Below are 14,265 nucleotides of genomic sequence, written 5' to 3'. Positions count from 1 at the left end.
GGGGAGAGCTAATATGGCAGCAACCTTTCCTATATATCGCCAAATGCGTTTGTGTTTCCGCCGTTCCACTTGTCTCCAGAAATTCTGTAACGCCTGCTGAGGGGATGCCTCTTTCGAGTTATGAAGCAGACGTGTAGCTACAAAGATCTGTGCCACTTGCTTAGCCATACGGCTATTGGCCTCGGAACTGCGTATCCACTCCTCTACTTTTTGTTTCTCTTCTTCGCTGACCTCTTTTTCAAAATAGCGGAGTAGCAAAGATTCATCTATCATTTTCTGTTCTTGCATAATTGACATCGTAAACGTTTTATTACCCGCCTACATATACAATACACAGAAACCGGAGGATGTACTAAACAAAAAATGATTTTTTTATTGCTGTTCGATAAAAAACTTAGCAGATGAAAAAAAGAAGGGAGGGAGATTATAACATAAAACCGTAAATAACCAATATGGGAAGATAATCTTTCAATCTCTCCCGCAGAATTTTGAGAGACTGCTGAATGCGGTAATCAACAGTCTTAATGGACACTTGCAATGCTTCGGCTATCTCTTGACGGGTTTTGTTTTGAAAGCGATGCATAGCGAAAGCCTGATGGTAGGAAGGCGGTAATTCGTCAATAGCCTCTTGGATAAGTGATTGCAGTTCATTGACAACGGATAAATCTATAAACTCATAAAAAGCATCCTGCTCTTGCTCAAACCACGATGATTCTTCAAGCATTTCCTTTTCTTGTCTCCGAAGTATATTAAAGCACCTACGTTTGACAGAAGTAATCAGATATTGTCGTAAAGAAGAGGAAGTAGTATCCGGCACAAAAGTCGTCCTGTTTTCCCATAGCCACATCATCAATTCCTGTAACACTTCTTTGGCGTCTTCTGCTGACACATAATAACGGCCATACCCATATAATAAGGTATAGTACTTCATAAAAAAGTCATCGAAGGCTTTCTTATCTCCTCTACTGATAGAATGCCATAGCACTATATCCTCATCTACCGTCAGGTTTATATCAGGTTTTATCGACATTGCTTGGTCATTTTGAAACGATCCAGATTACAATTATTTATAATTTGCAAATATACACTTCTTTTTTAAGCAAACATCAAATATCGTTAATTTAATCAATAAAAATATATACTAAAAAGATGCAAATCTATTACATTCATATCTGCATCATTTACTTTTCATTATAAATCTCCCATAAAGGACATCTCATTCCATAACAAAAAAGAAAAAAGCAGACTCTTCTCATTAAAACAATCTCTTCGTTTTTAATAAACTATTGAAGAGTTTATTATAAACGGTATCCAAGTTTATTATAAACTATAAATTCCGAAATCAAGGATAGAAATATGATTTTTTGCAACAAAAAAGGCTACAAACCCTATAAAGATTCGCAGCCTTTAGTTTATACGCCCCCCCTCACAGCTTAACTACTGCAAGAAACTACTATTATATTGTTATAATATTGCACTATTTTATTTTTCATTATTTTTAAATTTTTCCTTTATCCATTGATAGTTGGATCTACAAATATACAAAATCAAAAAGGCTTTGTCAAGAGTTTCCTGCCCATAAGACGTTTTTTTTGCAATCCATTGCGACAAATTTTATTCTTGTCGCAATGAGATTCTCTCATAACGGAGAGAATACTTTGAAAATATCATAACCGGATTATAACTTTATAATCCTATCTATTATTAACCGCCTGCGTTAACTGTTTCAAGGCCTGTTCTAATGTAGCACGCGGACAAGCAATATTCAATCGCATAAAACCTTCGCCTTCTTTGCCAAAGGTAGTGCCCTCATTCAGAGCCAGATGAGCATCTTCCACAAACAGACGATTCAGTTCTTCCCGGTTCAATCCTAATTCGCGGCAATCAAGAAAGATTAGATAAGAAGCTTGCGGACGGATCATCTTGATAGTGGGAACCTGTTCTTTCAGATAGTGTTCGGTGTAATCAATGTTTCCCTGTATATAGGCAATGACCTGGTCCAGCCATTCTGTTCCGTGACTGTAAGCGGCAGCCACACTAAGATAAGCAAACAAATGCCCTTCACTGAACTCGCTTGCTTCCATATAGGTCTGAAAACGGTGACGAAGTTCGTCATTCTCAATAATTGCATAAGAACTTGCCAGCCCCGGCATATTGAATGCTTTACTCGGAGACATAAAGACAAGTGAATTCATCCGTGCTTTTTCTGAAATCAAAGCAAAGGTGGAATGCTTGTAAGGAGGTAAGGTCAAATCGGCATGAATCTCGTCAGAAATAACCAATGTGCCGCTTTCATAACAGATATCAGCGATTTGAGAAAGTTCCTCTTTCGTCCATACACGTCCGCCCGGGTTATGAGGATTGCTCAAAACCAACAGTTTACATCCTTGCACATCTTTGCGGAAACGGTTGAAGTCTATATGATACTGGCCATCTTTCAATATCAGCGGACTGAACACGACTTCGCGCTCATTCTTCTGTGTTACCAGAAAGAAAGGATGATAAACAGGAGGCATGACCATTACTTTATCTCCTTTCTCCGTGAAACAATGGATGGCAAAAGCCAATCCACGCACAATGCCGGGAGTAAATGTCAGCATATCTTCGCTAATCGTCCACCCGTGGCGTTCTTTCAGCCAGTTAATGATAGACTCCGCCCATTCCTTGCAGGCAAAAGTATATCCGAGCACTTCGTGTTCCAAACGTTTCTTCAAAGCATCTATCACAAAAGGAGCCGTACGGAAATCCATATCGGCCACCCACATCGGAATCAGGTCATTGCGTCCCCAACGACCTTCCACGGCATCCCATTTTACGGAATCCGTACCTTTACGGTTTATTATTTCATCAAAATTATAGTTCATACTGCATGATGTTTTTTTATATTATGTGAAACAGAAGTAGCATATTTATAATTAATACTGATTATTAATCACTTACATAGAATTAAATCAGAACTTAACCCATTTTGCTAACCGGGAACAAAAATAGAGATTTCCATTGAATTGTATAGTTCGAAAAAGGGAAAAATTATTATTCATTACACTTTCTATTCCACCCAAGTTAACAAACTGATAACGGAAAATATAGAAGAAATAACCAATGTAAAAATCTCCTTTATTGACTATTACGAACAATAAAGGAGATTTACCTAGAAATTAAAGTTCTTTCTTACTGAAAAGTAGGCATTTTGAATCTGTATAATAATCCACCTACCATGGAAGTTACACGGTCAGGTCTTCCCTGTTCGGAGCCATCGTATGTATCGGTACGGATACCGATTTTAGGTTCGGCGTACAGATACAAAGAAGAAGCCACCTTCAGTTTTACCTGCACACCAGCATCCAGTCCCGGCACTGCTCGGAACTTACCATAACGGCGTACCAGTCCGGCCGTAACTCCCACAAAAGGAACAACATCTATCACATGATTGGGGCTGTATCCTTTTGCCAATGTGGCCAGACTTATCATATAATCCATACCCAAACCAGCATAATGGAGATTCATCTTTGACGACGTTTTGGCCTTGTACATAATTGTTCCATTTGCCCGCCATGCAGATAACGGAGTGTACCATTTACCAATGCTTCCCTTTGCTTCTACACCTGCATTCTTCACCAAGTCTTTGTTGGCTACAAGCAAGCTACCCAATCCAAGTGCACCGGAAATGAAGTAACGCTTGTCATCCAGACCAAACACGCTACGATTGGCTGTTTTTGAATAAGGAACAAAGCGATAGTGAAAACCTGCATTGACTCCTACCATCACGTCTTTCTGCATAAAGCCCAGATTACCTTCAATAAATTTATCTCCATAAAAGCGAATCTGCGGTTCAATGTACAAACCGAGAAAATCATTCACATGCCATAATCCCTGTATGCTTGCATTAACACCCGGTTGGAATTTATGGTCTGATTTGGAAGTATAAGCAAGGTTGATACCTACCGAACCTATTAAATCAAAGATACGATCGGGATTGTATCCACTCATGGTAGACATTATGCCCCACAAGTAATCAAGACTGCCACTGACGCTGGCATGTCTAAGTTTGCCCGCTTTAACACTTCCTGGAACTACATAGTTCGTAAAAAATCCACCTGTACCCACGAGGCGCAAACCGGAATAAGGGCTCAACCACTTACCTATAGAAACAGAAGCCTGCGGACCTAAAGAACCAAGGTTTTCAAGGTTCGTCTTATTCAAGAACATTTGCACACCAATTCCCGAAGTCATAAACAGATTGTCTGCGATGTGATTGCTTGAGAATCTGTTCTTCGGACGTGCCGCACGGTCAATCGTATGATAAGTCAAGCCAAAATTCAACTCTCTGAGCTGATCTGTATTGCGACCTACTCCGCGACCTCCTGCATATCTCTTACTATACACATTGAGGCGAGGTTCTATAAATAAATCCACAGAACGGTTGATACGGAAACTTCCCTGCACACCGACTCCTATTCCCGGAGCATACTTGGCGGTTTTATCCACTCCTTTCGTACCTGCCAGATTAACTCCGGCAATACCGATCAGACTAAATATTCTGTCTTCATCATATCCCCAAAGAACATTATTGATATTCAACAGATAGTCAGCATGCAGATCGACATGTTTAAAGTAACCGCTTGCGCTGCCCGAAGGGGTGTCCGAAACCCCAACTGTCCCGGACAAACGCAGACCGGAAGAAGGACTGAACCATTTACCGATTCCGGCAGAGAACTGGGGACCTAATCCTTTAATCGTATTCTTGATTCCCGGAACTTTCAGTGTACTGATACCACCGGATAAAGAGATAAACATATGATTCAGGAAGGAGCTATTATCGAAACCATCGAAATGTATCTTAGTTCCCATTGGAGCACCAGGCATATAGGTCAGACCTACCAGAACTGAACCAGCCATTTTATAGTTTCTCCAATTTTCCGTATACGCAAAACTGTCATTATACCATCCGATCCGTGGCTCTACAAACAAATCCAATGTAGAAGAAAGACGTACATTTCCCTGTAAACCGAGATGAGCACCATAATAAAGCTGACCGCCACCTTTCAAATCCGGATACTTTTCGGAACGATCGCTATTGTCACCCACCTTAGAATAACCGGCTTCTATACCTGCAATCCCTACTAACTCAAAACAACGATTTGCATTGTATCCGTATGCCAGGGAGGACATATTCAACAAATAGTCCAGGCTGCCGCCACCCATTTTTATTTTAGAATCGTAGATACCCGACGACAGATAACCCAAATTCACCCCTATCCGAAGTCCGTGAACCGGAGTAATCCACTTTCCCATAAAGAGATGGGCGGTCATTCCCATTCCATCCTGACTATCTCCACTTGTTAACAAGCTGTATGGTCCTATTCCGGCAGAGAAAAAGAGATGTTCATTGAATCTATTACTCTCGAACTTTTCATTTGCAGGGCGTTTCTGTAACATATATTGCAATGCACCATAATCCTGTGCCCGTAAGGTAACAGCAAGCATCAGGAAGATTGCCACTGCTACATATTTATTGTTGATTCTGAAGATATTCATCGTTTACTCTTGTTGTATATATCATTATTTAATTTTCTGCTCTTCTGGCAGCAAGTCAATAATATCACCATCCACCTTCGCTACTTCCAATAAGGAAGGATCAAGTTCAAGGGCCTTCTCAATGCTCATAATCGCATCACCTATTTTCTCCAGGCGGTTGGCGGCAATCGCTTTTATATAATATTCGCGGGCGGTCTCTACCTCCATGGTGGAAATCTTATCCCATGCCTCCTGATTTTTCTTCATTGCCAATAGCATCACCACCTCATTGAAAGGACTAGTAGCCGCCACCTTCTCGAAAGCATCATTATAATAACCGGCCAATGCCTGAACGATGGCCTGCAAATCTTCAGAAACCGCTTCTTCGGGAACCAATGTCAAGACTGAATCTGCTTTTGTATATTTGCCTTCATGCAGCAAGGCAATAGCCTGATTGGATAATAACTCCACCGGTGCCGATTTACTGACAAACGGTTCGAGAATATTTGAATCCGGAGTATCTTTCTGTATCATTACTACTGCCAGTTCATTGGCTGCATACGTAAAGTTACCATAAAGTTCAAGAGCCTCCCTACAATACTTTTCCCTCTCGTCGGGAGTTTTTGCCGTCGTAATCATACGGTAATATTCGAAACGGGTAAGTTCCTTCGGATTCTTTCTGTAAAGTTCTCTAATCTCGTAGTCCGTTAAAGAGCGGAAAATTGAATAACCATAGGTATATTGCACCTTTCTCAATTTAGGCAAATAAGTAGCCGCAAGTTCCTTGTAGAAAGGTTTCGATTTCAAGACCCCATTCAATCGATGAGGAGTAGCTGCGTATTGTTTGATTAAATCCTCTACTTCTTTAGCTAGTTCCGGCTTGGAGTTTTTTTTCAGCAATTCTGCTACCTCCTTCCAGGAGGCAACCGATGCATCCGATTTCACTTCCAACAGTTTACGTGTTTCCGGGTCCAGTTGTGCCAGTATACGTCCCAGGGCTTTATCCGTACGCAATTTTGCCAGACGAAGATTCGTCTCGTAAGAACCGTCCGGCGAAGCCACCCCCGTAATATGAAAACTCTTCAAAGAGGCATCCGGGTTCGTCTCAATACTACGTAATTCCTGATTCAATCGGTTTAGTTCCACTTGATTCTGTGGATTCTTATCATCCAGGTCGGCTTTACCTACCAAAAAGGTCAAGTTTACCTCGCCTTTCGTATCCCGCAACTGCATCACAGGTTTCGGAAGATATTTCTCATCCGTCAGGCTGAAAGCGGAGAATTTATACTCCAAAAAACGAAGTGGGTTGACCGTTCCGCGTGCAATGGAGAAAGAGTCACGATAAATGATATTCCTGTAATTCTCCATTGCCAAATGCACATCTGCACGGTAGTCATGTTGCAGATATTCTATATAGATAGAATCATGGTAAGCAATAATATCCCCCTAGCGTGAAGAAGTCGTTTTCACACGGATGTAATCATGTAAAGGGTCTTTATCTATATCATAATCGTACATTCGATTTTGCGTTGTATTATAAGTATCCCCGTCGAATACAACAGGACGCATCAACAGACGCTTTTTCAGTGTCACATCATAAATGGAAGGCTGCAATACCAAGCGACGATGCGAGTTAAACATCTCCTTAGGCACCGGGACACGGGTTTTCAGATGGAAATAATTACCCTTGATTTCGATGTCCGTAGGTTCCGGAATCACTTTGTCCTTCACTTTGGAAGTAATCGTTACTTCGTTCAGCTCGATGACGGCATCTTTCAATACTACATTCAAAATTTGCTTTCCTGCCACCTTCACTGTTTTGTCTTCATAACCGACACATGTAAACTTCAACGAGCCGTTTTTCTCAACTAAGACACTGTAACGGCCATCCTCGTCGGACATTTCTATACGTTCGTCATTGACCGGATTCAGCACATTCACATTCGGAACACTTTTTCCCTGCGGGTTTGTGATATGCCCCTGCACACGGATCCGTTGGGCGGATACATTCATGCCGACGAACATCATCGCCACGAGAAGTATACCTGTTAATCTATCACGTTTCAAATTGATTTTCATTCTCTTTTCTGACTAGCTAATGTTCGTTATCGAATAATATACACAAAGGATACCCCCAGTTTAACAGGTGCAATGGTGGTCTTACTATCGTTGACCGCATCCGGTTTCGGAATACCCTTATCATACTTGAACTGACGGTAACGCAACACACCCACTCCGGCAGTTGCTTCGATATTCCAATGATCGCCCAGCACCCATACATATCCATAGGTCAAACCGGCGGCGTATGCATCACCTTTGTGATGCACATCTTTTACCATCATATTAAAATTATTCACGAAAGCGGTGATTCCAAGAAAATGGCTCACCATCGGACGATTTAGCCAGTAACGAACTTCAGGCTGAAAATGCGTGAAAGTCGTTTTAAAGTTGTCTGTACTGATTGGATTCGCAGCAATCCCTATGTTCAAGGAGACATGACTACCCAATACAAATTCTGCTTCTACATTCGGACTGGCGGTCAGCCAACCCAATGCATTTGTCTTCACAGCCACCCGTTGTGCGTGCACATGTACACCACAACATAATAACAGAAATGATAACGCAACTATTACCCTGCGACCATTTCTCATCACATATACCATCATTTATTTCCCACTAAATATTTCCCACTCAATATTTCCCCACAAAAAGGGCCTACTGTCCAATTTATACACTCCTTGGGCAGAAAGCCACAAAATTAGAAAAAATATAGTATTAAAAACGTTTAAACATGTTTTTTTTGTTTTTTATTGCAACAATTTCCATCTTAGACCATCATATACCATACTACAGATAAAATAAACTACAGTATAATAGATTGTAGTCGCTCTCTTTGTATCCGAATTAAACAGATTAAAATCCGGTCTAAAATCAAAAAAAATATTTACTCATAATTCAGCATAATGATTAATTTTCAGGGTTAATTATTATGGTTATTTTTCAGGATTAAAGGTGACACAACCCGAACAAACAACTGATTATCAGAATTATACATAAAATATCTGGTTATATTTTAACTTTTGGAATAAAAGTAGTACATTTGTACTCAATTCAAAAAGGAATTTATGACGAAAGCTCTATTTTTTGACATAGACGGAACGCTGGTCAGTTTTGAAACTCACCGTATCCCGCCTTCTACCATTGAGGCATTGGAGGCAGCCCACGCAAAAGGGCTCAAAATATTTATCGCTACCGGACGCCCGAAAGCCATTATCAACAACCTTTCCGAATTGCAAGACAGAAATCTCATTGATGGATATATAACCATGAACGGAGCCTATTGTTTTGTCGGAGAACAAGTTATTTACAAAAGCGCTATTCCACAGGAGGAAGTAAAAGCAATGGCTGCTTTCTGCGAGAAAAAAGGAGTACCGTGTATCTTTGTGGAGGAACACAACATATCCGTTTGCCAGCCTAACGACATGGTAAAAAAGATATTCTATGATTTCCTGCACGTGAATGTTATTCCGACTGTTTCGTTCGAGGAAGCAACAAGCAAGGAGGTGATCCAGATGACACCTTTCATCACGGAAGAAGAAGAAAAGGAGATCCGCCCGTCTATCCCTACTTGTGAAGTAGGGCGTTGGTTCCCGGCATTTGCCGATATTACGGCCAAAGGGGATACCAAGCAGAAAGGCATTGACGAAATCATCCGTTACTTCGATATGAAACTGGAAGAGACTATGGCATTCGGTGACGGAGGCAATGACATCAGTATGCTTCGCCATGCTGCTATCGGAATTGCCATGGGACAAGCCAAAGAGGATGTGAAAGCTGCCGCCGACTATGTGACGGCTCCGATTGACGAAGACGGAATCAGCAAAGCAATGAAACATTTCGGAATTATTTGAGACAAGCAAATACGAAGATGAGCGTAGACACTGACAATGCCGCATTTCAGGATGCACTGAATCTGATTCAGTACACCCGACAGTCGGTCTTTCTGACCGGGAAAGCGGGTACGGGAAAATCTACATTTCTGCGTTATGTCTGCGAGCATACCAAAAAGAAATATGTTGTACTTGCTCCGACCGGAATTGCTGCAATCAATGCCGGAGGAAGTACGATGCATAGTTTCTTCAAACTCCCTTTTTATCCGCTATTGCCGGACGATCCCAATTTAAGTCTGCAACGCGGTCGTATCCATGAGTTCTTCAAATATACGAAGCCGCACCGCAAGTTATTGGAACAGATAGAACTGGTCATCATTGACGAAATTTCCATGGTACGGGCGGATATCATTGATGCAATCGACCGCATCTTACGGGTATATTCTCATAATCTGCGCGAACCTTTCGGCGGAAAACAGTTACTATTGGTAGGCGACGTTTTCCAATTGGAACCTGTCGTGAAGAATGATGAACGGGAAATACTGAACCGTTTCTATCCTACTCCTTACTTTTTCTCAGCAAGAGTATTCGGTCAGATAGATTTAGTTTCTATCGAACTGCAAAAGGTTTACCGGCAGACTGATCCGGTTTTTGTCGGTGTACTTGACCACATTCGTACTAATACTGCCGGAGCAGCCGACCTCCAACTGTTGAATACCCGATATGGAAGCCAGATTGAAGAATCAGAAGCGGATATGTATATCACGCTTGCTACCCGAAGAGATACGGTAGATTCAATCAACGAAAAAAAACTGGCCGAGCTTCCGGGAGAATCGATTACTTTTGAAGGAGTTATCGAAGGAGATTTTCCCGAAAGTAGTTTACCCACCTCACAAGAGCTAGTGCTAAAACCCGGTGCACAAATTATCTTTATCAAGAATGACTTTGACCGTCGTTGGGTAAATGGCACTATTGGCGTCATTGCCGGTATTGATGAAGAAGAAGAAACGATATACGTTATCACTGATGACGGGAAAGAATGTGACGTTAAACGGGATTCATGGCGCAATATCCGTTATCGCTACAACGAAAAAACGAAAGAGATCGAGGAAGAAGTATTAGGTAGTTTCACTCAATATCCTATCCGGTTGGCTTGGGCAATTACAGTTCATAAGAGCCAGGGCCTGACTTTCAGCCGGGTGGTAATCGACTTCACTGGAGGAGTATTTGCCGGTGGACAAGCGTATGTCGCACTCAGCCGTTGTACTTCTCTGGATGGTATCCAACTCAAAAAGCCTATTAACCGGGCAGATATTTTCGTCCGTCCGGAAATCGTCAACTTCGCCGGACGATTTAATAACCGGCAAGCTATTGACAAGGCATTGAAACAGGCACAGGCCGATGTGCAATATGCCGCAGCCGCCCGCGCTTTCAATAAAGGTGATATGGAGGAATGTCTAGAACAATTCTTCCGTGCCATCCATTCCCGCTACGATATTGAAAAACCTGTTCCCCGCCGCCTGATTCGCCGAAAACTCGGCATTATCAACACCCTGAAAGAACAGAATAAAAAGCTCAAGGAACAGATGCGGGAACAACAGGAACGCCTACGCCAATACGCCCATGAGTATCTGTTAATGGGAAACGAATGTATCACCCAAGCACATGATATACGTGCTGCCCTTGCCAACTACGATAAAGCGCTCAGCCTCGATCCAAACTACATAGACGCATGGATACGTAAAGGAATTACTTTATTCAATAATAAAGATTATTTCGACGCTGAAAATTGCTTTAATACCGCAGTAAACCTTCATCCGGCAAATTTTAAAGCTGTCTATAACCGGGGAAAACTCCGGTTGAAAACAGAAAACACAGAAGGTGCAATCGCTGATCTGGATAAGGCTACAAGTCTGAAACCGGAACACGCCGGTGCACACGAACTTTTTGGAGACGCTTTGCTGAAAGCCGGAAAGGAAGTGGAAGCTGCGTTACAATGGAGAATTGCAGAGGAACTGAAGAAAAAGAAAAAACAATAAATATATACAAAAGGGAGGAAACGGGAACCGACCGTTTTTCCCTCACTGACCAATACACTGTTCCTCACCGAGAAAGAGACCGTTACTCACCGAAGAACGAATCTCCTCCACTACAACCCTTGAAGAGCCATTGCCTCAACCACTCCCTGCCATAATTCCGTGCTTTGGATTCCCCTAATTTTAAAATAAGAATCCCTAAAAAAATCTCTTTTATCCCTTATTATCAAAAAGTTTTATTAGTTTTGTTCCTTACATATTATCAGACTCTTAAAATAGAAGCAAATGAAAAAAGGTTTGAAAATCGCAGCTATCACCGTAGGAGTAATTATCATTCTAATGCTCCTTCTTCCTTTCGCCTTCCAAGGTAAGATAGCCGATATTGTAAAAACAGAAGGCAACAAGATGCTCAATGCGCAATTTGACTTTAAGAAACTTAACATTAGCCTGTTCCGCAACTTTCCACAGGCTTCTGTCACTCTCGAAGATTTCTGGCTAAAAGGCACTGGTGAATTTGCCAATGATACCCTTGTACAAGCCGGAGAAGTTACCGCCGCCATCAACTTATTCTCTCTTTTCGGAGATAGCGGTTACGATATTACCAAAATATTCATCGAAGACACAAAGCTGCATGCCATTGTGTTGCCGGACGGACGTGCCAACTGGAACATTATGGAACCGGATACGACAGCCGCTGCCGAGACTCCCGCTGCAGAAGAAGAATCTTCCCCTTTCAAAGTGAAACTCCAACGTTTCGTCATAAAAAACATGAATCTGATTTATGATGACCAACAAGGAAAGATGTATGCTGACATCCAAGACTTTAACGCAACCTGCGCCGGAGACTTAGGGAGTGAACGCACCACACTGAAACTGGAAGCGGAAACAAAATCCCTGACTTACAAGATGAACGGGATTCCTTTCTTGGCGAATGCCAACATCTCCGCTGAAATGGATGTGGACGCCGATCTGGCCAATAACAAGTACACATTAAAGGATAACACCATTCGCCTCAACGCTATTCAGGCAGGTATTGACGGCTGGGTAGCCTTGAAAGACCCGGCTATCGACATGGACTTGAAACTCAATACCAACGATATAGGTTTCAAAGAAATCCTTTCGCTAATCCCGGCTATCTATGCCACCGAATTTTCCAGCCTGAAAACCGACGGAACCGCCACACTGAACGCAACAGCCAAAGGCACCCTGCTAGGAGATACCGTACCTGCGTTCAATGTCGATATGCAAGTCAAAAATGCCATGTTCCGCTATCCGGCTTTACCGGCAGGAGTAGACCAAATTAACATCAATGCCAACGTACAGAATCCGGGAGGAAATATCGACCTGACGACGGTGGATATTAACCCGTTTAGCTTCCGCCTGGCAGGTAACCCGTTCAGTCTGACTGCCTACGTGAAAACGCCGGTCAGCGATCCTGACTTCAAAGTGGAAGCAAAAGGAATTCTTAACCTTGGTATGATCAAACAAGTATATCCGCTTGGAGATATGGAACTAAACGGAACAATCGACGCTGATATGCAAATGTCCGGGCGCCTTTCATCTATCGAAAAGGAACAATACGACCGCATACTGGCTGCTGGAACGATTGGTTTAACAGACATGAAACTTAAAATGCAGGATATGCCGGATGTAGAAATTAAGAAATCACTCTTTACGTTTACACCCAAATATCTTCAGTTGAGCGAAACAACCGTCAACATCGGTAAGAATGACATTACTGCCGACAGCCGGTTCGAAAACTATATCGGTTATGCGTTGAAAGGCACTACCTTGAAAGGAAGTCTGAATATCCGTTCCAACTATTTCAATCTGAATGATTTCATGTCGGCTACGGGTGAAGAAATGTCTTCGTCCGGTGATGTAACAACTACGGATTCCGTTAGTTCCACGGGAATTGTTGAAGTTCCCCGCAACATCGACTTCCAAATGGACGCTAATCTGAAACAAGTACTGTTTGACAAGATGTCCTTCAACAATATGAACGGTAAGCTTACTGTCAAAGACGGTAAAGTAGACATGAAAAATCTGTCTATGAGCACTATGGGAGGAAATGTTGTGATGAACGGATATTATTCCACCGCCGATGCCAAGAAACCTGAGTTAAAAGCTGGATTCAAACTGACGAATATAGGTTTTGCACAAGCTTACAAGGAACTGGATATGGTGCAGAAAATGGCTCCTATCTTTGAAAATCTGAAAGGGAACTTCTCCGGCAGTATCAACGTGTTGACGGATTTGGACGCAGCCATGAGCCCCATATTGAATACAATGCAGGGAGACGGCAACCTCTCCACACGCGACCTTAGCCTAAGTGGTGTGAAAGCTATCGATCAAATAGCTGATGCGGTTAAGCAACCTAGCCTGAAAGAGATGAAAGTAAAAGATATGACGCTGGACTTCATCATCAAAGATGGACGGGTAGAAACAAAACCGTTCGATATTCAAATGGGAGACTACAACCTGAATCTTTCCGGTAGCACGGGTCTCGACCAGACTATCGATTACACAGGAAAGATTAAACTTCCTGCATCTGCCGGTAATATCTCCAAACTAATGACTCTTGATTTGAGAATCGGAGGTTCGTTCACTTCACCTAAAGTCAGTGTCGATACCAAGAGTATGGCCAATCAGGCTGTGGAAGCAGTAGCCGATGAGGCTATCAGCAAATTAGGCCAGAAACTCGGACTTGACTCTGCTGCCAGTGCCAACAAAGATTCTATCAAACAGAAAGTAACGGAAAAGGTGGCCGAGAAGGCATTGGACTTCTTGAAGAAGAAACTTAAATAAAAAAATAAGGAAAA

The 14,265-nt window shown here is 42.2% G+C and carries 7 protein-coding genes and 2 pseudogenes; 3 read left to right on the top strand and 6 right to left on the bottom strand.

The features are described 5' to 3' along the window. The 6 genes and pseudogenes from BHV72_RS18710 to BHV72_RS18685 form a co-directional block, all read right to left on the bottom strand. A pseudogene (locus tag BHV72_RS18710) lies at positions 1–288 on the bottom strand (FecR family protein); the annotation flags it as partial. Positions 289–424: 136 nt separating this feature from the next. Further along, positions 425–1,030 (bottom strand): RNA polymerase sigma-70 factor, encoded by a 606-nt coding sequence (locus BHV72_RS18705; RefSeq protein WP_022041754.1) that lies wholly within the window; start codon positions 1,028–1,030, stop codon positions 425–427. A 664-nt stretch (positions 1,031–1,694) separates the two neighbouring features. Beyond that, positions 1,695–2,864: a MalY/PatB family protein gene (locus tag BHV72_RS18700; protein WP_022041753.1), complete on the bottom strand. Its 1,170-nt coding sequence runs from the start codon at positions 2,862–2,864 to the stop codon at positions 1,695–1,697. Between the two features lie 307 nt (positions 2,865–3,171). Next, positions 3,172–5,538, bottom strand: a complete 2,367-nt coding sequence (locus BHV72_RS18695; protein WP_286857458.1) for a hypothetical protein — start codon at positions 5,536–5,538, stop codon at positions 3,172–3,174. 24 nt (positions 5,539–5,562) lie between these two features. After that, positions 5,563–7,596: pseudogene (locus BHV72_RS18690) on the bottom strand (carboxypeptidase-like regulatory domain-containing protein). Positions 7,597–7,622: 26 nt separating this feature from the next. Next, positions 7,623–8,168 (bottom strand): DUF3575 domain-containing protein, encoded by a 546-nt coding sequence (locus BHV72_RS18685; protein WP_005679919.1) that lies wholly within the window; start codon positions 8,166–8,168, stop codon positions 7,623–7,625. Between the two features lie 474 nt (positions 8,169–8,642). Here BHV72_RS18685 and BHV72_RS18680 point away from each other — a divergent pair, with 474 nt between their 5' ends. From BHV72_RS18680 to BHV72_RS18670, 3 genes are all read left to right on the top strand, one after another. Beyond that, the gene (locus BHV72_RS18680; RefSeq protein ID WP_022041749.1) at positions 8,643–9,428 is read left to right on the top strand and encodes a Cof-type HAD-IIB family hydrolase; all 786 of its coding nucleotides are present in this window, start codon (positions 8,643–8,645) and stop codon (positions 9,426–9,428) included. Between the two features lie 17 nt (positions 9,429–9,445). Continuing rightward, positions 9,446–11,446 (top strand): tetratricopeptide repeat protein, encoded by a 2,001-nt coding sequence (locus tag BHV72_RS18675; protein WP_005677248.1) that lies wholly within the window; start codon positions 9,446–9,448, stop codon positions 11,444–11,446. 282 nt (positions 11,447–11,728) lie between these two features. Beyond that, entirely contained in the window at positions 11,729–14,251 is a 2,523-nt protein-coding gene (locus BHV72_RS18670; RefSeq protein ID WP_286857454.1) for an AsmA family protein, read from the top strand. Positions 14,252–14,265 lie beyond the last annotated feature (14 nt).

The sequence above is a fragment of the Bacteroides sp. 43_46 genome, assembly GCF_001915455.1.
GTDB classification, from domain to species: domain Bacteria; phylum Bacteroidota; class Bacteroidia; order Bacteroidales; family Bacteroidaceae; genus Bacteroides; species Bacteroides caccae.
This window is presented reverse-complemented; position numbering and strand designations above follow the sequence as displayed.